Source organism: Natronorubrum sediminis, from assembly GCF_900108095.1.
GTDB lineage: Archaea > Halobacteriota > Halobacteria > Halobacteriales > Natrialbaceae > Natronorubrum > Natronorubrum sediminis.
On record NZ_FNWL01000002.1, the window covers coordinates 1054121 to 1076218 of the forward strand.

General features: G+C 62.6%; 24 protein-coding genes and 1 tRNA gene. 5 read left to right on the forward strand and 20 right to left on the reverse strand.

Annotated elements, in window-relative coordinates; translation table 11 throughout:
- Positions 1 to 57 precede the first annotated feature (57 nt).
- The 3 genes from BLW62_RS12400 to BLW62_RS12410 all read right to left on the reverse strand — a co-directional run bounded on the left by BLW62_RS12400 (position 58) and on the right by BLW62_RS12410 (position 4287).
- Positions 58 to 1029 carry a TIGR03560 family F420-dependent LLM class oxidoreductase gene (locus BLW62_RS12400; protein WP_090507327.1) on the reverse strand — a complete coding sequence of 324 codons (972 nt, stop codon included), beginning with the start codon at positions 1027 to 1029 and terminating at the stop codon, positions 58 to 60.
- Entirely contained in the window at positions 1026 to 2390 is a 1365-nt protein-coding gene (gene thiD / locus BLW62_RS12405; protein WP_090507328.1) for a bifunctional hydroxymethylpyrimidine kinase/phosphomethylpyrimidine kinase, read from the reverse strand. The genes BLW62_RS12400 and thiD overlap by 4 nt, the downstream gene beginning before the upstream one ends.
- An 844-nt stretch (positions 2391 to 3234) precedes the next feature.
- Entirely contained in the window at positions 3235 to 4287 is a 1053-nt protein-coding gene (locus BLW62_RS12410; RefSeq protein WP_090507329.1) for a HypE family hydrogenase expression/formation protein, read from the reverse strand.
- Positions 4288 to 4682: 395 nt separating this feature from the next.
- Here BLW62_RS12410 and BLW62_RS12415 point away from each other — a divergent pair, with 395 nt between their 5' ends.
- The 3 genes from BLW62_RS12415 (at position 4683) to BLW62_RS12420 (ending at position 6769) form a co-directional block, all read left to right on the forward strand.
- Positions 4683 to 5783, forward strand: a complete 1101-nt coding sequence (locus BLW62_RS12415; protein ID WP_090507330.1) for a putative sulfate/molybdate transporter — start codon at positions 4683 to 4685, stop codon at positions 5781 to 5783.
- Between the two features lie 397 nt (positions 5784 to 6180).
- On the forward strand, positions 6181 to 6303 hold the full coding sequence (locus BLW62_RS19120; protein ID WP_281246652.1) for a hypothetical protein: 123 nt from the start codon (positions 6181 to 6183) through the stop codon (positions 6301 to 6303).
- On the forward strand, positions 6296 to 6769 hold the full coding sequence (locus tag BLW62_RS12420; protein ID WP_090507331.1) for a DUF7384 family protein: 474 nt from the start codon (positions 6296 to 6298) through the stop codon (positions 6767 to 6769). Before BLW62_RS19120 ends, BLW62_RS12420 begins: the two co-directional genes overlap by 8 nt.
- 43 nt (positions 6770 to 6812) lie before the next feature.
- Here the strand turns inward: BLW62_RS12420 and BLW62_RS12425 are convergent, their stop codons facing one another.
- Both BLW62_RS12425 and BLW62_RS12430 read right to left on the reverse strand, forming a co-directional pair.
- Positions 6813 to 7364 carry an XTP/dITP diphosphatase gene (locus BLW62_RS12425; RefSeq protein WP_090507332.1) on the reverse strand — a complete coding sequence of 184 codons (552 nt, stop codon included), beginning with the start codon at positions 7362 to 7364 and terminating at the stop codon, positions 6813 to 6815.
- A gap of 139 nt (positions 7365 to 7503) precedes the next feature.
- Positions 7504 to 7788, reverse strand: coding sequence for a DUF5808 domain-containing protein (locus BLW62_RS12430; RefSeq protein WP_090507333.1), 285 nt, complete (start codon positions 7786 to 7788; stop codon positions 7504 to 7506).
- A gap of 163 nt (positions 7789 to 7951) precedes the next feature.
- On the opposite strand from BLW62_RS12430, the gene BLW62_RS12435 reads away from it, so the two are divergent.
- The gene (locus tag BLW62_RS12435; RefSeq protein WP_090507334.1) at positions 7952 to 8164 is read left to right on the forward strand and encodes a YgaP family membrane protein; all 213 of its coding nucleotides are present in this window, start codon (positions 7952 to 7954) and stop codon (positions 8162 to 8164) included.
- Between the two features lie 3 nt (positions 8165 to 8167).
- Here BLW62_RS12435 and BLW62_RS12440 read toward each other — a convergent pair whose 3' ends face one another.
- From BLW62_RS12440 to BLW62_RS12460, 5 genes are all read right to left on the reverse strand, one after another.
- Positions 8168 to 9841, reverse strand: a complete 1674-nt coding sequence (locus tag BLW62_RS12440; RefSeq protein ID WP_090507335.1) for a bifunctional N(6)-L-threonylcarbamoyladenine synthase/serine/threonine protein kinase — start codon at positions 9839 to 9841, stop codon at positions 8168 to 8170.
- Positions 9842 to 9896: 55 nt separating this feature from the next.
- Complete coding sequence (locus BLW62_RS12445) at positions 9897 to 10031, reverse strand: 30S ribosomal protein S27ae (RefSeq protein ID WP_090507336.1); 135 nt, start codon at positions 10029 to 10031, stop codon at positions 9897 to 9899.
- 1 nt (position 10032) lies between these two features.
- Complete coding sequence (locus tag BLW62_RS12450; RefSeq protein WP_090507337.1) at positions 10033 to 10368, reverse strand: 30S ribosomal protein S24e; 336 nt, start codon at positions 10366 to 10368, stop codon at positions 10033 to 10035.
- Between the two features lie 149 nt (positions 10369 to 10517).
- Complete coding sequence (locus tag BLW62_RS12455) at positions 10518 to 11537, reverse strand: WD40/YVTN/BNR-like repeat-containing protein (protein WP_090507338.1); 1020 nt, start codon at positions 11535 to 11537, stop codon at positions 10518 to 10520.
- Positions 11538 to 11584: 47 nt separating this feature from the next.
- On the reverse strand, positions 11585 to 12313 hold the full coding sequence (locus BLW62_RS12460; RefSeq protein ID WP_090507339.1) for a helix-turn-helix domain-containing protein: 729 nt from the start codon (positions 12311 to 12313) through the stop codon (positions 11585 to 11587).
- A 232-nt stretch (positions 12314 to 12545) separates the two neighbouring features.
- Here BLW62_RS12460 and BLW62_RS12465 point away from each other — a divergent pair, with 232 nt between their 5' ends.
- The gene (locus BLW62_RS12465) at positions 12546 to 12857 is read left to right on the forward strand and encodes a hypothetical protein (protein ID WP_090507340.1); all 312 of its coding nucleotides are present in this window, start codon (positions 12546 to 12548) and stop codon (positions 12855 to 12857) included.
- 782 nt (positions 12858 to 13639) lie between these two features.
- Here BLW62_RS12465 and BLW62_RS12470 read toward each other — a convergent pair.
- From BLW62_RS12470 to BLW62_RS12515, 10 genes are all read right to left on the reverse strand, one after another.
- Positions 13640 to 13711 (reverse strand) — tRNA-Ala (locus BLW62_RS12470).
- A 113-nt stretch (positions 13712 to 13824) separates the two neighbouring features.
- Positions 13825 to 14523, reverse strand: a complete 699-nt coding sequence (locus BLW62_RS12475) for a rhomboid family intramembrane serine protease (RefSeq protein WP_090507341.1) — start codon at positions 14521 to 14523, stop codon at positions 13825 to 13827.
- 262 nt (positions 14524 to 14785) lie between these two features.
- Positions 14786 to 15094 carry a 30S ribosomal protein S10 gene (rpsJ, locus tag BLW62_RS12480; RefSeq protein WP_076581152.1) on the reverse strand — a complete coding sequence of 103 codons (309 nt, stop codon included), beginning with the start codon at positions 15092 to 15094 and terminating at the stop codon, positions 14786 to 14788.
- Positions 15095 to 16357: a translation elongation factor EF-1 subunit alpha gene (gene tuf, locus BLW62_RS12485; protein ID WP_076581154.1), complete on the reverse strand. Its 1263-nt coding sequence runs from the start codon at positions 16355 to 16357 to the stop codon at positions 15095 to 15097.
- Positions 16358 to 16651: 294 nt separating this feature from the next.
- Positions 16652 to 17599 carry a homoserine dehydrogenase gene (locus BLW62_RS12490; RefSeq protein ID WP_090507342.1) on the reverse strand — a complete coding sequence of 316 codons (948 nt, stop codon included), beginning with the start codon at positions 17597 to 17599 and terminating at the stop codon, positions 16652 to 16654.
- Complete coding sequence (locus BLW62_RS12495; RefSeq protein ID WP_090507343.1) at positions 17596 to 18186, reverse strand: amino acid-binding protein; 591 nt, start codon at positions 18184 to 18186, stop codon at positions 17596 to 17598. The genes BLW62_RS12490 and BLW62_RS12495 overlap by 4 nt, the downstream gene beginning before the upstream one ends.
- 132 nt (positions 18187 to 18318) lie before the next feature.
- A complete protein-coding gene (locus tag BLW62_RS12500) occupies positions 18319 to 18723 on the reverse strand; it encodes a NifU family protein (protein WP_090507344.1) in 405 nt (134 codons plus the stop codon).
- Positions 18724 to 18798: 75 nt separating this feature from the next.
- Entirely contained in the window at positions 18799 to 20214 is a 1416-nt protein-coding gene (locus BLW62_RS12505; RefSeq protein ID WP_090507345.1) for an LVIVD repeat-containing protein, read from the reverse strand.
- 97 nt (positions 20215 to 20311) lie between these two features.
- Positions 20312 to 21283, reverse strand: coding sequence for an ROK family protein (locus BLW62_RS12510; protein ID WP_090507346.1), 972 nt, complete (start codon positions 21281 to 21283; stop codon positions 20312 to 20314).
- A gap of 132 nt (positions 21284 to 21415) precedes the next feature.
- Entirely contained in the window at positions 21416 to 22090 is a 675-nt protein-coding gene (locus BLW62_RS12515) for a dihydrofolate reductase family protein (protein WP_175459736.1), read from the reverse strand.
- Positions 22091 to 22098 lie beyond the last annotated feature (8 nt).

A 22098-nucleotide genomic window follows, 5' to 3' on the forward strand; every position in this document is an offset into this window, starting at 1 on the left:
CGAGCGCCGTCGCTCACGGGGATCCGTGGCGACCGTCAGTACTCGCGGCGAGCGTCGTCACTCGCGAAGCGCCTCCGACAGCATCGAGAGGCTCTCGTCGTCCGGATCAACCGCGTTCGGAATCACGAGCATTGCCGTCTCGATACCGACGTCAGCGTACTCCTCGAGTCGCGTCGAAACGTCATTCGGCGTTCCAGTCGGTGCCGACTCGAGGTAGCCCGCGAGGAAGTGCTCTCGAGGCGTCGTCGGGCCATCGGGGAGGAATTCGCTCCTGAACTGCTCCCGTTTGTCTTCGGCGGCGTCGGCGGTTTCAGCGACGAAGACGAACAGTTCGGCGGAGGTCCGGATCTCCTCGAAGCGCTCGTCGTCCGCGCAGTGATCTCGCAGAACCGCGAGTTTGTCGGCGAACCCCGACGGCGTCAGCGTGCCGTAGTTCCAGCCGTCGGCCAGTTCGGCGACGTAGCGGAGCGTGAACCGCTCGCCACCGCCGCCGATCCAGATCGGTGGGTAGGGATCCTGTACCGGCTTCGGTTCACAGATGGCGTCCTCGAGATCGACGTTGAGGTGCTCTCCCGTATGCGTGTACGTCTCGTTCGTCCAGAGGCCGCGGAGGATCTCGACCGTCTCGGCGAGACGGCGGATTCGTTCGGCCGGTGGCGTCCGGAACTCGTAGCCGAACCGGTCGTACTCGTCTTCGTACCAGCCGGCACCGAGTCCAAGTTCGAGGCGGCCGTCACTGAGGTGGTCGACCGTCGTCGCCATCTTCGCTAACAGCGCCGGGTGGCGATACGATTGGCTCGTGACGAGCGTCCCGAGACGAATTCGATTGGTCGCCTCGGCGATTGCACTCAGCGTCGTCCAGCACTCGTGGGTATCCCGCCGCGGATCGCCGATCCACGACTGGAAGTGATCCTCGAGCCAGACCGCGTCGTACGCGAGTCGCTCGGCCTCGAGTGCCGTCTCGCGAACCGCGTCGACGTCGGTGCCGTACTGGGGCAGGACGACGCCCACCTCAGACAGTCCCGTCATCGCTGCACCACCGCCTCCTCGAGTTCGAGTACGCGGTCGACGAGCGTCTCCGGATCGCTCGCGACGAGTTTCGTCATCGCTTCCTTGCCGACCTCACCGCGGTCGATCACGGCTACCGGGGGTTCCTCGCGCCCGCCGAACGCCTGCCGGGCACCCCACCCCATCGTGTGCCCCTCTTCGTCCGCACGCACTGCAGGCTCGTCCGCTCGGTCGTACGCCGCAATCGACCACTCGAGGGCCTCGAGTGCGTCGTCGACGTCCGGGCCGAACCGGCAGTTGACGGCGAATCGGAGCGCGGGGAAGAACTCCCGAGCCGAGAGCAAGAATCGGGCGACGTGACTCGAGGCACCGAAGCGAACGCCCCGATTCGGCCGGACGCCCGAGAGCGTGCGCGTGATTCGTCCTTCGACGGCCGCCGTCTCGTCGACCGTTTCGGCATAGGGGGTCGCCCCGACAACGTTCGTCCCGACCTCCGGCACGAGACGGGACACGTCGCGTTCGACGAACCGATCGACGACTCTTTGCACCGCTTCGGCGGTCGGCTCTCGAGCGGCCGCGTTTCGCAGGTCGACGAGGTGGTTGACCGCGCCGGGACCACCTCCGACGTCGGTCGAGTAACGCACGGCGCGCTCGAGGAACGCCGTCGCACCCTCGACCGCCGCCTCGAGCGAGTCACCGCTGGCGAGACGCGACGCGATCGACGCGGCGAGCGTACAGCCAGAGCCGTGGGTCGCCTCGGTGTCGACTCGCGGATGTTCGAACGTTCGAACGCCCTCGCTCGTGACGAGCACGTCCCGAATCTGATCGCCGGGAACGTGTCCCCCTTTGACGAGCGCCGCGTCGACGCCCGTCTCGAGGATTTCCTCACCGGCTTCGCGTGCGGACTCCTCGTCCGTCACCGCGATTCCCGTCAGCACTTCGGCCTCGTCCGCGTTCGGCGTCGCGAGCGTCGCCGTTCCGAGCAGGTCCTCGTAGGCGCGCTCGGCTTCGGGCTCGAGCAACCGATCGCCCGAAGTGGCGACCATCACCGGATCGACCACGAGCGGGAACGCGAACGACTCAGCGCGATCGGCGACGGTCTGGACGATCTCCGTCGTCGCGAGCATCCCCGTCTTCGCCGCACCGACGGCGAAGTCGCCGGTCACGGCCTCGAGTTGGGCCACGACCTCTTCTCGAGGGAGCGCGTAGGAGGATTCGACGCCGCGGGTGTGCTGGGCGGTGACGGCGGTGATCGCCGAGGTTCCGAAGACGCCGTGGGCCGCCATCGTCGCGAGGTCAGCCTGAATGCCGGCTCCACCGCCGGAGTCGCTGCCAGCGATCGTCAACGCGACGGGGCGAGCGTCGGGTGCGGGCGTTCTCATGCGAGTGTGTATTTTCCGGTTATACTAAGCGGTAATGGTCGTCGATCCTGAATGGTCGGCCTTCCGACGCAATCAAGATACACTCCTTCCGGAGTCAACAGAAACCCGTCAGCAGAGACCCGTCAGCAGGCAATAGTCAGCAAGCACTAATCAGCAGGGACCAATCAGCAGGGACCAGAACCACGACGGTGGCGCGTGCGGAGCCGTGATGAGTGTCGACGAATCACGGCTCGAATCCGCGCGAGGGATGAACGAACGACAGTCGGAGTGAGTGAATCGGCTGGGGAGGACGTGGAAATCATCGTTGCCACGATTGGTGCGGTGGGTTGCTTCTCGAGGTTCCGATTTCCACCAGCATATCGATTCTGCACGAAGTGATCCCCGGCCGTCCCCTCGCACAACAGCATCTCTCCGGCGTTTTCTCCCTCATTGGGTTCTCTCCCGTCGGCGTCACCCTCGTCGTCAGTTGCGCCGTACAAATTTCAATCGCGACACCACGATTATCGTCACGCCAGGCCCAACGTGACGCCAGTTCTATCGCTACGCCAGTTCACCGAATCGCTTTCTGCACACGCTGGCTACGAGGGTTTCCACATCCTCCCCAGCCGATTCGCTCGTTCGCAAAACTCACTCGCTCATCCCTCGCGCGGATTCGAGTCGCGATTCGCTACGGCAGCTCATCGCGACTCCGCACACGCCACTGCGAACCGCGAGTGCTGCCGGCGGCGTAGCGAACGCGCATCTCGAGGTGCCTCCCATCCTACTCGAGTGAACCCGTAGCAAACGAGTGTCGGATCGATCAGCCAAGCCAATTCGACCAAGCACATTCGACTTGAGGGGCCGACTACTCGTCCGCAGCCTCAGCCAGTTCGGCGTACGCCCGCCAGGAGGGGTCGACACGAGGATGCTCGAGTCGGTCACCGTCGACCAGCACCTCACCGTCCTGGTCGTCACTATCGCCGCTCTGGCCGTCACCAGTGTCCACGACGCGGCCGATTTCGGCGACGGCCGTCCCTCGCTCCTCGAGGGCCTCGCGAACGTCGTCGACACCCGCAGGATCGACCGCGATCACCAGCGAGCCACTGCTCGTTGCCGCCCACGGATCGATCTCGAGGTGTTCGCACACCGCTTCGACGCCGGGTTGCATCGGGACGGCATCGTGGTCGATCGCGAAGCGAACGCCCGCGCCGTCGGCCATCTCGTTGAGCGCGCCCGCCAGTCCGCCCTCCGTGACGTCGTGCATCGCCGTCACCGGCCCCGCCGTCGCTGCTGTCAACACATCTCGGACGCAGTAAACGTCCTCGAGTCGATCCTGTGCGGCGTCGACGATATCGTTGGGGAGCCCCAACTCCGCCGGGAAGAGGGTACTCAGGAGGCCGACCGTCTCCGCGGCCGGGCCCGTGGTCAACAGGAGCCGATCACCGTCGGTAGCCCCATCGGGTCGGACGATGTCGTCGTGCTCGCCGACGCCCATCGCGGTCGCCGCGCCAACCCAGGGGTGGGACGGGTCCGAGTATCGGGCCGTGTGTCCGGTTACGACGGCAACCCCGAGATCCACACACTCCGCGTGGATCGTCTCCCAGACGGTGGCGAACTGCTCGTCGGTCATCGTCTCCGGGAGCGTAAAACAAATCGAGAGATGTGACGGCGCGATACCACTCACCGCTACATCGGCGAGCACGAGGTCGAGCGCGAAGCGCGCCGCGCGCTCGAAGCCAAGCGGCGGGGCGATAGAGAGTGGGTCCGTCGCCGTTACCAGCGCCCGTCCGTCGATATCGAGGACACCGAAATCGACGCCGTGAGTCGGGCCGATGGCGACGTCGTCGCGCGCTGCGCCCAGATTCGGGGCGACGCGACGGTCGAAGAACTGCCGATCGATTTTGCCGAGATCGCTCACGCTCGAGTCCTTCCCACGAATTACCTTAGCGATTGCTGATTCTCGCCTCGAGACCGTCTGTCGGCTGACTCTCCCGACGAATCGATTGGGTCGACTCGAGGCGCTCGAATTCGATTCGATATAGCGATTTTCAGTTCATGGCTTCGGTGAGGAGGGGCGAGGGCGGAGCACAAAATCTGGGTCGGCGAGGCCTTATTCGACTGTTTGCCCCACTTCAAAGAAATCTCGTTGCCGCCTGCGGGTTCCCTCCCTCCTAAGTCGAGACCTTCTCGATCAGTCGGCTCGCTTTACTCGCCCCCCAATTCCGAAACCAAATTCCATTACGCTGAGAGAGTATCGAAACGACGAAAAGTTACAGAAAATAGTAAAGTACGTCACAGTCTTACCGGCTGTAGATGGCGCATTCACTCGGTTCGTCGACTGACTCCGATCTCGAGTTCTCGATGTCCGAACTGACGGGTGCGCTAGGAGATTCAGTTACGGTTCTCCCGTTGCTCATTGCCCTCGCGGCGACGACGAGCGTCTCCCTCCCACACGTCTTGGTTGGCTTCGGCATCTTCCAGATCGTCTGGGGACTCTACTACGGGATGCCGTTATCCGTCGAACCGATGAAAGCACTGATCGGATTGGCCATCGTCGGCTCGCTTTCCTACCCCGAACTCGCCGCAGCCGGGTTGCTCGCAGGGGGCGTCTTGGTACTCGTCGGGAAACTCGGACTCGTTGGCGAGGTCCAACGGCTCGTCGGCGAACCCGTCATCCGCGGCGTCCAGTTCGCCGTCGCCTTGCTCTTGCTCGAGGCAGCGCTGGATCTCACCGTCGAGAGCATCCCGCTCGCGCTCGCGGGCCTGACAATCGTCGGGCTCTTCGCGCTCGCTGGCCACCAGGGAACGAGCATCTTGCTCGTCCTCGGCCTCGGTGGGCTCGCCGCGGTCGCGACGGCCGGCGTTCCGACGCCGCGTCTCCCCGACCTGACCCTCTTTCCCGCGGGCACGCCGACGGTATCGAGCGCAGCACTCGAGGGCACCGTCGCTCAACTGGGGATGACGGTCGGCAACGCGGCTATCGCAACCGCGTTGCTCTGTAGTGACCTCTACGATCGGAACGTTTCGGCGGATTCGCTGTCGAAAAGCATGGGCGTAACGTGTCTCGCCGCGGTTCCGATCGGCGGCGTTCCGATGTGTCACGGCAGCGGCGGCCTCGCGGGGAAGTACGCCTTCGGCGCTCGCACCGGGGGTGCGAACGTCATCCTCGGGGTCGGCTACCTGTCCCTCGCGCTCGTCGCGACCGGGGCCTTACTCGCCGCGTTCCCCGTCGCCGTCCTCGGGGCCTTGCTCGTCGTCGTTTCCATCGAACTCGCTCGAGCATCGTTCGCCCCCGTTGACGGCCGGCAATCGCTGGCGATCGTCCTCGGCGTGGGGATTCTCGGATTAGCGATCAACGTCGGGGTCGCGTTCGTCCTCGGTGCCGTCGTGTTCTGGGTACTCGCTCGCGAGTGAGACGGCGGCGCTTCGTTCTCGAGGAGAAGGGTGTACGTCGTCAGCAACGCGCCCTTCAGGAGATTTTGAACCCAGGCAGACGACGAGAACCGGTCTCGAGAGTGACACGGGCGAATGACAAACCACTGATGGCGGCCTCGAGAGACGAAGTCCATTCGCGTACGTGCTGAATCCGTGTGCCATCTCGTTCTGAGAGTGTCAGCGATATCAAAAATCGCCCTTGACAGGCGGATATACGCCTGTACGGGCAGTTACACGACTATCGCGAACTCGAGAGCGGTCGGCTAATTCGACGCAGAAATGGTTTCGGACAGGTCGTATACTATCGAGCGCTATATCAAATCATCTCGACACGGGAGACACGCCGTTTTTCTCGCTCGAGGGTCAACGTCCAACAATGACCACGAGTTGGGGCGATCTCTTCGATCGGGCCAGCGAATCGAGCGTGACGCTCGAGGAGTTACGAGAAACGGCTGGGGAGCTATCCGAGAGGTCCGGAACAGAGGAGGACGATGCCTGACACCCCACGTCTCGAGCGCGTCGTCGCGGACGTGGACGTGCTCGCAGCCGACCTGTTAGTGGGCGGCGACGCTCGAGACGCGCTGGATCACGTTCGCCGTCACTCGTGGGTCGAACTCGTCGCGAGCGATGCGTTGCTCGAGCAAACCGAACGACTCGTGACGGAACTGGCCAACGCAGAGTTGGCGAGCGATCATCGCGAGCGACTCGAGGCCGAGCGGATCGCCGTCGAGCACCCACGAGAGGACCACCCGGCGCTGGCCTCAGCGTATCACGGCGAAGCAGCGCACCTGTTGTCCACCGATGAGACGCTGCGCTCGCCACAGGCAGGGCTGTCACTTCAATCGCGAATGTCGGTAAGCGTCCGCCCACCAGACGCCTTCGCGCGGTTGTTCGATCCCGAGAGCATTTACAACGAAGTCGAAGACGGAGCGTATCCGGGACCCGATCGAGATCCTCGAGACTGACCCGGTCGAACGCGTCACTCGAGTCGTCCCGAAACTGTCGGAGTCAATCCTCGTTCGACGCGTACCACTCCGCAAACTCGCCAAAGGCACGGCCGCGGTGTGAAATAGCGTTTTTCTCCTCGGTGCTCATCTCCGAGAGCGTCTGTCCGTTGTACTCGAAGAGCGGATCGTAGCCGAACCCGCCGTCACCGCGTGGCGCAACGAGCGTTCCGGCGACCGAACCCGTGAACGTCTCTGTCCCGTCTGCGTCCGCGTAGGCGAGCACCGTTCGAAACCGTGCCCGGCGGTTTTCTTCCTCACGTGCGAGCCGCCAAAAGCGTTCGATGCCGACGGTGTCCTCGACGTACGCGGAGTAGGGACCCGGAAACCCACCCAGTGCGTCGACGAACAGTCCCGTGTCGTCGACGATAACCGGGTCGTCACCCTCGCGCGCCTCGAACGTCTCTCGAGCGCCGTGTCTCGCGATCTCCTCGAGCGAGTCGCTCTGGATTTCGGTGTAGTCGTAGTCGATCTGTTCGATGGTGTCGATTCCCTCGAAGTACTCGCGCGCTTCGCGGACCTTGCCGTCGTTTCCCGTCACGAATCGGATGGTCATGTGCGAGCAACGTCTCGGTGACGCCAAAGCGTCGTCGGTTGCACGCGAGCAACCGAAGATCGAGAGAAAGCTAGCCCACGGCTGGCTACGAGCGGAAAAAGTGTGTGCGGCGGCAATGACGTGGCTTCGTTCCCGCGTCTCAGTTCTCGTCGTCGTCGACGATGACTTCGACGGGTTCGTCCTGGCTCTCTTGTTCTTGACTCGAGGAACTCTGTTCTTGATGCCAGAGGAGGACACCGGCGACGAGGACGACGACCCACGAGCGCCAGTTCGCGAGGTTCAGCGTGTAGCCGACGCCGAACGGTTTCTCGACGAGCATGCCCTTGCCCGGTTTCCAGTACGACGAGAGCATGCGGCTCATGCTTGGTCGTTCGAAGTTGTACGGTACCCCGAGAATTTCTCCGGACGTCGGTTTGTCTGCCATGGGCGAATGTACGGCGTCCCCTAATATGAGTATTGGGTGCTCGTCTCCATGGTCGCAACAGGAGCGATTGTGCTCGAGGGAGTGGCGATGGTGGAAACCTGTCGTCAATTGTCGTTGTTGGCGTGGCCCGAACTGTTTTGTTCGCGTTCGTCGAGAATTGGCTATGAAACGTAACGTCGGCCGCAGGGACCGTATCGTAAGAGCTGTCGTCGGTATTTGGCTCCTCGTCGTCGCGAGCGCAGCGTTCTCCGAGGACAAGCACGACCGGGCCGCGATCGCTGCGATTGCCGGACTCGGACTCCTCCAGAATGCACTGACCTGTTTCTGTGGCGGGAATTTCCTGTTTGGCATCGACACGACGAGCGACGCCGAATAATCCTCACTCGTCGACGTACCGACCGCGGCCTTCGACATCTCGCAGGCGCTCGAGCACGCGCTCTCGGCCCACCTCACGATACCCCGCCTGGACAGCCTCGCGAAGCGGTTCGGGATCGTCCGCGGTGCCGACCAGACTCTGGTCGAAGACGTGGAGGTCCATCGCGTAGTCTTCGACGTGGTCGGTGTGATAGCCGAGGCCGAAATCGATGAGGTACGTCCGTTCGGAACTCACGCGAACGTTTCGCGTCGTCGGATCGCCGTGGACGAACCCGGCTTCGTGGAGCGTCGCGAGGTGACGACCCACGGCGCGAACCCGCTCGCGGGTTAACCCGTCGCGGAGGTCCGCGTCGCCGACGTACTCGAGTTCGATGGTCGCCTCGAGTGGATCGACGTCGGAGAGCACGGGCGTCGGAACCCCCGCGCGGCGGGCGAGGCTGGTGAGTCGGGCCTCGAGCGTCGTCCGTTCGCGTCTGAGGCGGTCGTCGAGGTCGGGGTGACGGTACGTTTTGGCGACCCGCCGCTTACGGACGCGTCCCGCCGTCGGATCGAGGTCGACGAGCGCCTCCGCGCCTCGAACCTCGGTGTCGTCGTCGCCACGGCCGACCACCAGTTCGGATTCGGCGCTGCGCCACGTGACTGGGACCTGATCGGGTCGGTAGTTCGGATCGACGCGCGAGTCCTCGAGCGCGATCGTCTCGCCGGCGTTGTACATCTTCGCACCGAGGACAGCGATCATCCCGGCGTTGTCCCGGAGGAATCGAGGCTTGGGTGCGTGAAAGTCGGCCCCGCGTTGGTCGCACATGTCCTCGAGCATCTCCCGCAGTCGGGCGTTCTGGCCGACGCCGCCGCCCAGGACGAGTTCGTCGCTGCCGGTCAACGAGAGCGCGCGCTCAGAGACTTCGGTGAGCATAGCGAAGACGTTCTCCTGGAGTGAGAAACAGACGTCCTCGAGAGGCGTTCCATCGTCGGACGCCTGCTTCGCCGCGCTCATAATTCCCGAAAACGAGAAGTCCATTCCCTTGACGACGTAGGGAAGGTCGACGTACTCGCCGTCTGTTGCGGCCTGCTCGACTTTCGGGCCGCCGGGGTGAGACCAGCCGACGTGGCGCGTGAACTTGTCGATCGCGTTCCCGACGCCCGTATCCATCGTTTCGCCGAGGACGCGGTAGCGACCGTTTCGATACGCCAGCAGGTGGGCGTTCGCCCCGCTCGCGTTCAAACAAACCGGCGAGTCGAACTCGGCCGTGTGGCGGCCGATCTCGAGGTGGGCGACCATGTGATTGACGCCGACGAGGGGCACCGAGAGCGTCTGGCTCAGCGTGCGTGCGGCGGTTCCGACGATTCGCAAGCAGGGGCCGAGTCCGGGGCCCTGTGAGAAGGCGACGGCGTCGATTGGCGAATCCCGCTGCCTCGAAGAAGAGCGGTCGCTGCCGTCTGTTACGCGGGGCTCACTCGCGCTGTCAGCCGTTTCTCGGGCGTGTTCGAGGACGTCCGCCACGACCCGCGGGATCGCCTCGTGCATGTGTTCTGCGGCCTCGCGCGGATGGATGCCGCCACTGTCGGGTTCGTACGCGTCGCTCTGGATGTATACGTCGTCGGACTCAGAATCATACAGCGCCGCGCTGGCCGCCCAGGCGGTGCCTTCGATCCCGAGAATTCTGGTAGTAGAACTCACGTATCGTGTCTACGCGCTCGAGGTCGAAACCGACCGAACGCAGTGGTTGGCTCCGTTACTCCCACTCGGTGTAGCCACACTTGCCGCAGTGTGTGCGGTCACCGTGGTCTGCGAGGAACGCGTCTCCGCATCGTGGACACTGTTCTCGCTCCGTAGTTCCGTCGTCTCCGTAGAGTTCGTGTCGAGCCATCTTAGGCCTCCTCCGCTTCGGCTTCCGCGTCAGCCTCAGCCTCTGCGTCGGCTTCTTCGTCACCGATCTTGTTTCGCTCGAGCATGTGGTTTTGCTCGACGTCTCGGGCGTTGTCGGCCGTCTCGTAAACTTTCGCCTGCCCGACCGTCTTTCGCATGCCGAATTTGGTATCGAGTTTACGGACGACGACCTCGTCGGCGTCCTTGTTCAGTTTCGCCGCGAGGCTGTCGCGAACCTGCAGTCGCGACGGTGTCGCGTCCTCGTGGACGAGTTCGAAGGTTACGTCGGTACGATGCAACATGGGGTTTTCCGTTTCGGAAACGATGTCGACGTCCATGATATCACTCAGTTACACTACTATCCCCGTGTAGCGCCTAAAAGGATTTCGAAGCACTCACCGACTTCGACCGGAGAACGATGGAATCGACACCGAATCGAGCGCAACCGACACCAAATTCAGGCTCGACCGACACCGGATCGGAGGCCTTACTCGAGAACGACCAGTCCGCGCGGCGTCTGGGACTCGTAGCCGTCTGTCCACTCGAGTTGCAGTCGTTCCCAGTGGTCGCCGAAATCGTCGCTGCGGAAGAGTCCGCGGTTGTTCAACGCGTAGACGCTCCCCCCGGTGGTCGTGTCGAAGACGGCTCTGACGACACCCGCCCCCATAGGTAATCCGCGGTCGTCCAGTCGGGTCCACGCCTCGCCGTCGGTTTTGCGGTAGACGTACGATTCGGCGGTATCGATGCGGTGCGCGCTCGAGGCACCGCTCGCACTCGAGACGATCACGGCGTCCGGGTCAGACGGATTGACGGCGAGACCCCAGCAGTAGGTGTGTTCAAGCCCATCCTGTGGCTGGTGCCAGGACTCGCCGCCGTCGTCGCTCTCCGCGTAGCCGTCGCCCGCGGCGGTATACACCCGACCCTCTCGATCAGGGTGTACTGCAAGCGTGTGGTTGTCGCGCCGGGAACCTGCTGGACGCTCCTCCCACGTCTCACCACCGTCAGTGCTCAAGACGAACGCGCCGGCCTCGATACCGACGTAGAGTCGATCCGGATCGAACGGATCGACCTCGAGCCACCGAACGTGGTGAGTGTGTGGTCGGGGCGGAAAGTACCACTCGTCCGACGAGGGCAGGTCCGTCACGTCCGAGAGATGCGTCCAGGAAGGGCCGCCGTCGGTGGAGCGGTAGATTCGACTCGGCTCCGTCCCTGCATAGAGAACGTCCGGATCGTGGGGGCTAATCGCGAGCGACATCACGGCGTCGCTGACGAACGACGTCTCGAGGTGCTCGATCGAGATATCGTCGCCGTCCGTCGGTGCGTGGACTCGAACGAGTCCGTTCTCGAACGTCCCGGCGAACGCGCGATCCGGCCGTTCTGGTGAGGCGACTACGCACTCGAGTTCGTGACTCTCGAGGGTGCTCAGGACACGCCAGTCGCCGCCCTGTTGGGCGTCTGTCTGGCACACGAGGAGCCGATCTCCTAACGCGACGAAGAGCGTTGACATACGTCAACAGACGGCAGCCAGCTACTAACGCTGTTGGGGTGGGTTCACTACCTCGAGGGTTTCGTTTCAGCGCTTCGGTCGGGTGTCGACGGCGCCCCATGATCCGTCCTCGAGGTGCCGCCCAGGACGATCGTCGACATGAGCTGGGACTCGATTCGACGAAGGTGCTGGCCGACAGTCCCCGCCGAACAACCCAGTTCGTCCGCTATCTCTTGGTACGTGACTTCCCGTGGTTCCTGATAGTATCCTTCCTCGATCGCGACGGACAGCACTTCTCGCTGGCGGTTCGTCAGGTCGATCAACGGTTGGCCGTCAGACGGGTCGTACCGACCAAGTCGTTCGATATCCAGGTTGGTGAGGGCCCGCGTTTCGGAGATCAACGACCGAAGTTCGCTCTCGCTGCCGATCTGTGAAACGCGGAGGTGTGCACTGTTCGGACCGGTGTATTCCATCGGATAATCGAGCAACACCGCGTGTCGCTGATGGATCTCGAGGAGGTTCGTCGTCAACTCGCTTGGCTGGTAGTGCATCTGCAAGATTTTGCTCTCGTCGACGTCACTGAGCATGTATTCGAAGACGTTCGACGACGGATGCTCGAGCGCGCGGATCGCGTCCTCCCGATCCCCAACGATCTCTCGGCGCGTCACGATCGTACCGTCACTGAGGAAATCAGTATCCTGGATCGTTCGAAGGGTGACGCCGTACTCGCTCAACACCCGTTCACCCGGATCGAAATACCCTTGCTGAGGTGTGAGTACGTATGTCACATATCGCATGTCATCTATCTCAGGCGTGACGGTAAATAATAATTACGGTTTTAAATTAATTGAATAAATAGTTTAACAGAAGATGGTGAAGATTCCGATAGCAGCGAACGCAGGTAGCGATTCACTAAGTAACATCGAACGGTGTAATCGTCTGGCGCGGAAGAGGCGGGGCCTCTAGGTTCTGAAGTCAACACTGGTTCACCAGAACTATTAGGTCACAGCGGCCAATCGGTTTTCGACGATGACCGATCGGCCGCCCTCCCCTCCATCGCCGACCCTTTCCAGTACGAAGAGTGTCGAAAAATCGCGCACCGTCGTTACGACGTCCCAACTCGCCAATCGCATCGAAACCACCCTCGGTTGTCGACTCGAGGACGCGTTTCTCGAAGAGATCTTGCTCGAATTAGATCGGAGTGGCTACGTCGAATGGGTGCGACTCAGCCGCGACGGAGAGTACGTCTGGGATTTAACCAATTCGGCCGACCGAATTGCGACGACCATCGCGACTCGTGTCGTCGACTGGGTCGTCGATTGGCTCGAGGGAACGGACTGAGGACCCGTGACGACGGTTGTCTCGAGAACAGAGACGCCGAAGAATAGCGACAGAGTCGTCGTAAGTGATGTCGATCGAACCGTGAGTCGTAGACGCACCCCACGACAAACCGAACATCTCCGTCCGTGGATCAGTGAGTAGCGAGTGAAACGACAGCATAGACGACGCTGGTCGTGTGGCGAGACACACTCACGTTTCGGGACAAAAATCTACGATAGACGTCGGTGGTGAGCCGACGTCACTGCCTCCCCTTCCCCCTTTCCGAGCGTTTCAGCCGCACGGAATCGTTATCGGTAGGTGCGATGGGGTGGTGACGTTGGGTTGTGGGTGATCGGTGACGGGGACGTTGTAATTGTCTCATATCGGACGGAACCTGTCATCGACGACAGTATCCCAATCCCCGCCAATAAGGGAATTCGAGCAAGGCAAAATATACTTACTGGCAGAAAAACCGGAATTCGGTTGTATTATCCGTTCTGAAGCGTGTTTTCAACAGATATCGTGTCTCGAGTATGACGCTTCGACGAGTCCACGACTAAACGAGCGAAGCGACGCGAAAGAGTAGACTCGAGAAGAGACAGTTTTCCGAGCAGTTGCTCGGTCCCCCTCACAGACGCCGGGATGTGACCTCGAGGAAAGACGAGTGCTCGAGACGCTAGCACTGCGACGTCCAGGGCTTTGAATTCCGGCCTCGACCCTTCTCGTTCGTAGAACCCGTTCCGATGAACTCGTTGCGATGTTCGACGAGTCCACGACTAAACGAGCGAAGCGACGTAAAGAAGTGGACTCGTCGGGATTTGAACCCGAGGCCTCTTCCTTGCGAAGGAAGCGATCTACCACTGATCTACGAGCCCGCGACCGTTTCTACCCGCGAGGTCTATTTGTAGCTTGTGCTTCGAGATTGGACGACGGCCGTCAAGTTCAGACGCAAAGCGATCCAACCGGCCGTCGTGACTCGAGTCGGTGCTCACCGGCTCGAGGAAGCTCCAACGTGCAAGATGCGAGCGCGCCCGGCGAGCATCCCGACTAAGAAGCCGGTGAAGTGGGCGAGAAGTGCGATTCCGGGGCCAGCAGTCGCCAGCGTTATGGCGGCTGCGAGACCGACGAAGACGACGGCCGTCAGCCACTGTGGGACCTCGACGAACGACGCGAGTCCGGCCGACAGTCGGTTCGACGCGATCAGGTAGCCGAACAACGCGAAGACGCCGCCGCTGGCGCCGATGACGCCTCCGGTTCCGGGGACGCCAAGGATCGGTGCCGCCGCTGCGGCGTTCGTTAAAACGATCTGTGAGAGGCCGGCAATCGCCCCCGTTAGGAGGAAGAATACGTGAAATCGAACTCGAGTGGTCGCTCGAGCGACGGGCCATCCGAAGACGACGAGCGCGATACTGTTCGACAGCAGATGTCCGAGCCCCTGATGAGCGTAGACGCTCGCGACGACCGACAGGAGGTTATCGGTCACGGGCGGCGACAGGATGAACAGTCCGGCCACGAGTCCAAGCCCGACGATTAACGCGAGGTGGTAAACGAAGAAGACGACGGCGAACACGACCAAGAGATCGACGATAGCGCCACTCGAGCCGGTAGCTGTGGATCCATCGTCGGGACTCGACTCTGGGAACGGGTCTGGAGAGGGTTTCACTCGTGAGTGCGAGCGACCAGCCATACTCGTACGTGCAACGCCACGAACCAAAAGTCTCTGCAATAGTCGCTGTTTTTCGGGTGTCGTCCGGTAAGCGTCGGAAATCTACTCCTCGAGATCCTCGAGTGAGCGGTTCAGTACGGGGTGAGTGGGTCACTAAGAGTGGAGGACCAAGGAGCGATTCAGTATCGTCGGATCGGTTGCTTCAGATGGGCAAAGTTGCAATGATAGCGCTACCGCTGGGTTGGGTACGAAAGGTGAAAACGAATCTGACCGCGATCGGCCGTTAGTCTTCGAGGACGATCTCGATCGAGACGTCGTTTGGCACCTGAATGCGCATGAGCTGGCGGAGTGCGCGTTCGTCGGCGTCCAGATCGATCAGGCGCTTGTGGACGCGCATCTCCCAGTGCTCCCACGTTGCAGTGCCTTCGCCGTCAGGCGACTTTCGGGCCGGCACCTCGAGGGTCTTCGTCGGCAGTGGGATCGGACCGCTGAGGTTGACGCCGGTGTTGTTCGCAATCTCGCGGACGTCGTCACAGATATCGTCGAGGTCGTCTGGACTCGTGCCTGCGAGTCGAACGCGTGCCTGCTGCATTTATTTGCCGTCGACGTCGAGGACCTTGCCGGCCGCGATGGTCTGACCCATGTCACGGATGGCGAAGCTCCCGAGTTCTGGGATCTCGCTCGATGGCTCGATGCTGAGTGGCTTTTGTGGTCGGATGGTGACCACAGCAGCGTCACCAGACTGGATGAAGTCGGGGTTCTCCTCGGCGACTTCACCGCTTGCTGGGTCCATCTTCTTGTCGATGGATTCGATCGTACACGCGACCTGTGCCGTGTGGGCGTGGAAGACCGGGGTGTAGCCAGCCGTGATCACGGATGGGTGTTGCATGACGACGACCTGGGCCTGGAACGTCTCGGCGACGCTTGGTGGCTCGTCGGCTGGGCCACAGACGTCACCGCGGCGGATGTCGTCCTTGCCGATGCCACGAACGTTGAATCCAACGTTGTCACCGGGCTCTGCTTTTGGCACCTCTTCGTGGTGCATCTCGATCGTCTTCACTTCGCCACCGACGTCGCTGGGCTGGAAGGAGACATTGTCGCCGATGTTCATGATACCGGTCTCGATTCGGCCGACTGGGACGGTCCCGATACCCGAAATCGTGTACACGTCCTGAATTGGGAGCCGAAGTGGCGCGTCCGTTGGTGGCTCCGGTGCTGGCAGGTCGTTGAGTGCCTCGAGGAGGGTACGTCCGTCGTACCACGGCGTCTCGCCGGATTCGTCGGCGATGTTGTCGCCTTCGAATGCCGAGATTGGGATGAACGAGGCACCGTCGGTCTGGAACTGAACCTGCTTGAGCAGCTGGTTGACTTCCTCGACGACCTCGTCGAAGGTGTCCTCCTTGTAGTCGACGACGTCCATCTTGTTGACGCCGATGATGAGTTCGTCGATACCGAGGGTCCGAGCCAGGAAGACGTGCTCCTGGGTCTGGGGCGCGACACCGTCGTCAGCGGCAACGACGAGGACGGCGTTGTCCGCCTGGGATGCGCCCGTGATCATGTTCTTGACGAAGTCGCGGTGACCAGGACAGTCGACGATGGTGAAATCGTAGGCGTCCGTCGAGAACTCCTGGTGGGCGATGTCGATGGTGACACCACGCTCTCGCTCTTCGGCGAGGTTGTCCATGACGTAGGCGAACTCGAAGCCGCCTTTGCCCTTCTCTTCTGCTTCTTCGCGGTGCTGTTCGATGACGTGCTCTGGTACGCTCCCCGTCTCGTAGAGGAGGCGTCCCACGAGCGTACTTTTCCCGTGGTCGACGTGGCCGATGATGGCCAAGTTTTGATGTTGTTCGCTCATTGTTGTAGCTCACGCGCAGAGGCGCTTATATCGGTGTAGTTTGCCCGTTGCGGTTAAAACCATTTCGAAAGCGAATTCTCCCGAACCCGACGCTTTCGTGCGGTTTGACTAGCATTCACACGATGGACGTGGCGCACTACAACTGGTTTGTTTGGCCGACGGAGGGACCTTCGTTACGATTTCAATCGTGAGAAGAGACCGAAAGTCACCCGTGTCGACGTACTCACGATTCGTCGACACGAACAGCACTCGAGCAGTTACGACCGATGCAGTTTCCAGACCGACATCGCGAGCCTACAGCGGTGGGAGCCTGCCGACATCGGAGAGTACGGCCGTCGCCGTCTCCGGGCCACCTGCACCACGACCGCTCGAGTGTAACGACCCGGCGTTTCGGGTTTCGATCTGAACGATGTTTCGTGTGCCAGTGACGGCGAGCGGGCCGTTTTCGGGGACGAGTCGTGGTCCGACGCGGACACCGTCGCGAGTCGCTTCACCGATGAGGCGAATCGTTCGGCCGTCCTCGGCGGCGAGGTCGAGTGCGCTGCCGGGGATGTTCTGAATGCCGTCGACGGTCGCGTCATCGAGAGCGAAGCCGCCGTCCGCGAGAACGTTCGCGAGGATGACGAACTTGAGCGCGGCGTCGGTGCCGTCGACGTCGAACGTCGGATCGGCCTCGGCGACGCCGAGGTCCTGCGCTTCGGCGAGAACGTGTTCGTAGTCGAGTCCCTCGGCAGCCATTCGGGTGAGGATGAAGTTCGCGGTACCGTTGAGCACGCCGCGGACGGCCGTCACGGCCTGTGGCGTGGAGTCTTCGACCGTCGAAAGGATCGGTATTGCACCGCCGACGGTCGCTTCGAATCGGATCGATCCGGCGCTAGCTGCCTCGAGTGCGCGGAGTTCTTCGTAGCGTTCTGCGACGGGACCTTTATTCGCTAACACGACGTGGCGGTCGTCTTCGAGTGCGCGTTTGGTGTGCGAGAAGCCGGGCTGGGCGTCACCGAGGGTCGTCGGCGTCGCCTCGACGAGGACGTCGTAGTCGGTCTCGAAGACTGTCTCGAGGTCGCTGGAGCCGAGGGCGTCTCCGGCGAGTTTGCGCTCGAGTGCGCCGTCGATGTCGATTCCAGCGTCGTCGACCGTTGCGGTGGTCGAATCGGCGAGCGCGACGACGTCGTGGCCGTAGTCACCGGCGAGGTCGGCGACCGAGCGGCCGACGTCACCGGCACCGAGGATTGCGAGTTTCATGCGCCATCACCTCCGAGAAGCGGTTCGACGACAGTGAGCTCTTTGTCCGAACCGATCGATCGAATCGCCGACAGCGCGGCGTCGGATTGGCCGGAGTCGATCGCTAGTCGAATGCGAGCGCTCGAGACGGCTTCCGTTCCATCGGGGGCCGTCAGCGAGAGGTCGCGAACGACGGCGTTCGCGTTGGATTCGATGTTCGAGAGCGTATCCGAGAGGTCGGTTTCGACGATATTGCCGACCAACACGACGCTGATCTCCTCGCCGTAGTGTTCGGCACCGGCTTGAATAACGTTGACACCGGCGTCGCGAAGCGCGTCGACGATGCCGTCGAATCTGTCCGGCGGACTTTCCAGGTCGACCTCGACGGGAATGTGTCCCCGTGGGGTGATACTTCCGCGTTCGTGGTGAATGCTCAACAAGTTCCCACCGTTATCGGCGATCGGTGCGAGCGCGCGAAGTAACTCGCCGGGTTCGTCGACGAGTTCGAGGCGGACGGTGTAGGCACGAACGCCGCCGTCTGTCTCCGCTTTCTCGTCGTCAGCGGGGTCGTTACTCACTGCCGTCACCTCCGTGTCGCAAGCGTCCACACGTCGTCATGGTGTACGAGTCCGTAATGGGCGCGTAAAAGGATATAGGACTTCCCAAAACTCTCCGCCCCTGTTACCGTGAACCACACTCGAGGCGAGCAGCGGCCGGCAGTACCGTTCGAGGTCCCGTCGTCAGAGGTGATCTTTTCCCGGGTTCGACGAACCCCAGTCGCCGCGACCACCTTCCGTCCGGTCGACGCCCATGATCGATTCGGCCTGATCGGGGCCGCCGAGGCTCTCTCGAGCGTCGGGAACGCGGACGGTAACCTCGTCGATTTCGGGCCACGTGATGAGTTCGGCTTCGATATTGTTCGTCGTGATACCGCTGACTGAACAGCCCTTACAGCCGCCGCCGAGTTCGACGATGACTTCGCCTGTTTCGGGGTCGGCCTCGCGGACGGCGCTCGTCCCGCCGTGCATCTGGATGATCGGCATCTCGCGACTGAGCCAGGCTTCGACGCGCTCTTTGAGCGACCGCTCGCCGTCTGCGGCGTCGGTGTCGCCAGACGCGTCGGATGCGGCGTCGGGAGGTGTCATGGTTCGACGTACGCGCTCGAGTGATGAATAAGGTTTTGACACTCGCTACCATCCATCAGGATCGATCCTGATGGTTTACTCGCTCTCGCCGACGGGGTCGCCAGCGGACTCGCCCTCGTTGCGCCAGTTACGTCGGCGCAGCCACTCGAGGGCGACGATCCCACCGGTAAGGCCAGCAGCGCCGGCAGTGACACCACCACCCGGAACCGACTCGAGCAGGCTTTCGGAGGTGCCCGCATCGATGTCGATCGAGAAGGTGTAAAGTGCGCCCTCGGTGTCCGCGTTCAGGATCAGTTGCGTGCTGCTCGCGACGAACGTCTCGCCGGGGTCGGCCACTCGAGCGGTCCAGAATCCAGCCGTATCGGTGTCACGCCAGTGGGCGAGTTCCTCGGGGTCGGCGGGGTCGCTCACATCGTGTATCTTGACACCACCCTGGTACCACGAAGAGTAGAGGCGGCCATCTCGGAGTTCGAAATTGTGTGCGGTCGTCCACTCTCCGCCGTAATAGGTCGCGTCGCCGGCGGCGGGGGCGTCAATCGACCCGAGTGATTCGGGTTCGTCCGGATCGCTGACGTCGTAGAGGTCGATCCCGCCGGGGCCGTCGGGGTCGTCGCCGCCCGTCTCCCAGGCCTCCCGACCCACCGCGAGGAGGTCGCCGGTGTCGTCGACGGCCGAATAGTGATCGTTCCCTGGGAGCCCGAGTTGGGCATCCTGGTCCGACAACTCGAGGGACTCCTCGAGCGTCGTGTCGCTCACATGCGAGCGGTAGGTCGGTTCGCTCGGGTCGCTGACGTCGACGAGGTACGTTCCGGCGTTCCAGTGAGCGAGGTACGCGATGTCGTCGTGGACGTAGACGTCGTGGTTGTAGCGTGCGAGCCAATAGACGTCCTCCCAATCGGGTTCGCGCTCGACGAGCGACCAGCTCCCAATCTCTTCGACCTCGTCGTCGCTCACGTCGTAGATCACGAGGGGGTTGTCGTCCTCGTCGTTGGCCACCACGTAGAGCAGGTCGTCCTCGAGAAAGCAGTTGTGGATGTGAAAACCGGTCTCGTAGTCGGCGACGACGGTCGGTTCGGCGGGGTCGCCGACGTCGTAGAGTTCGAACCCGTGGAAGACGTCCTCGTCCGTCCTGTTCGCCGGGCCGACGACGGCCAGGCGGTCGGCGTCGACTTTGACGTCGAGAATCTCGCGAAACGGGGTTCCGTCGACCTCGAGCATGAACTCCTCCGCGAGCACCTCGGGGTCGGACGGATCGCTGATGTCGACCGTCGCGAAGCCGTCGGCCGCGGCCACGTACACCGTGTCGCCGTCGTCGCCGACGACGGCTTCGGTCGCACCGTCGACCTCGACGCGACCGAGGGGGTCGTACCCGGAGGGCGTCGACTCGGCCGCGACAGCCGTCCCTGCAGGCGACGACGAGACGAGCGCCTCCGAGAGGAGGAGCGATCCGCCCGCGCCAGCGCCGACCCGGAGGAAGGATCTCCGCTGCATACGTCGTCCACGGGTCGAACGAGCAAGAAAGACGTGGTCTATCTCGATTCGTGCCGGTTTCTCGATTTTCGTCGGCAGTCGTCGTTGGCCAGTTTGCTCACAGCCGTCGACGGTCGCCCGTCCCGCCGGTCAGGGCGCTGGCGAGGGCACCTTCGACCACCACGTCATCGCCCTGATCGGTGACGCGAATTTCGGGGACGTTCGTCATCACCATTTCCGCGACCCGTTCGCGGATCGGATCGACGACTAACTCCTCGTTGTGCAAGGCAACAGCACCGCCGAAGGAGACCACGATCGGCGCGAAGGCGTGGACGACGTTCGTGACGCCGATCGCGTTCCAGTGGGCGAGTTGGTCGATGACGTAATCGGCTAGCTCGTCGTCGCCGGCCAGCGCGAAGACGTCTTTTGCGGTAAAATCAGGGCCCTCGAGCGGCAGGTCAGTCGAAATCGTCGGGTCGTCTTCAGCGAGTAATCGGGCGTAGTTCGGAATCGCGTTCCCCGAACAGTACGCTTCCCAGTGGCCGTCGCGGCCACAGCCACAGGTCAGTCGTCCGTGGGGGTCGACGACGTAGTGGCCGACTTCCCCGGCGTTGCCGTCCCAGCCGTCCATGACTTCGCCGTCACAGCAGACGCCGGCCCCGATCCCGGAGGAGATCGTGATGTAGGCCATGTCGTCCGGGTTGCTGACGGCGTGAAAGCGCTCGCCGATGACGCCCGCCGTGGTGTCGTTGTGTAGATACACCTCGTCGCTGTCGATCAGCTTCTCGAGTGGACCCGTCAACGGAATTCGGTCGATCGAGTCCGGGAGGTTCGCGGGATCGATGACGGCACCCTCAGCGAGGTCGAACGGGCCGATCGAGCCGATTCCTGCAGCGACGATCTCCTCGGGGGCGATTCCGGCGTCGTCACACGCGTTTCGGAGCGTTCGAAGGACGCCCTCCGTCACGTCGATCCCCGTCGGGCCGCGCGGCGTCGATCGGCGAGCCGAACCGATCGTCGTTCCGTCGGGTTCTGCGACGACCGCTCGAACGTTCGTCGCACCGAGATCGACGCCCGCATAGTAGTCCATCCTGTCTGAGGGACAGCCGCCGTCGTACTTAACTACACATACTCGCGGGCGAGTAGTATTTCGAAACAGTCGGTCTTGCTGATAGCCGAGTCGGCATTCCTCTCACGTTACTCGGCTGATAACCCTCTCGCGCTACTCACTCGACGCCGACTCGTCCTCCTCGCCGTCTACCGCGAACGAGCCGTACTCGAGGTCGCCCGCTCGCTCGTATCGGAGCATCTGGACGCCCGTGCTCGAGGTCTCCACGTTCTGCAACTCGAGGGCGGCAGGGATCGTTCCGTCGTCGAACAACTGCTTTCCCTCCCCCAGCACAAGCGGAAAGATCCAGAGCCAGAATTCGTCGACGAGGTCTGCCGCGAGCAGCGACTGGATCATATCGTGGCTCCCCTGGACCATGAGCACGTCGTCGGGGGCCAATCCGAGGTCGCTGACGGCGTCCGCGACGTCGCCCGAGAGGCGCGTCGAGTTGGTCCACGTCACCTCCTCGAGGGTTCGCGAGGCGACGTACTTTGGCATGGTGTTCAGCCGGTTTGCAGTCGGGTCGTCCTCGGGGTCGACGGTGGGCCAGTGGGACGCGAAGAGTTCGTACGTCTTCCGGCCAAGTAACAACGCGTCGGCCTCGGCGAACTGGCGGTCCATGCGTTCGCCCATCGATTCGTCCCAGTAGGTGACCGACCAGCCGCCGTACTCGAAGCCTCCCTCTCGGTCCTCCTCGGGGCCACCAGGTGCCTGCATCACGCCATCGAGCGTGAGAAACGTTGCGACGACGATGGTGCCGGTCGGTTCGTCGGGTCGACTCTCGCCCATCTGGGAGT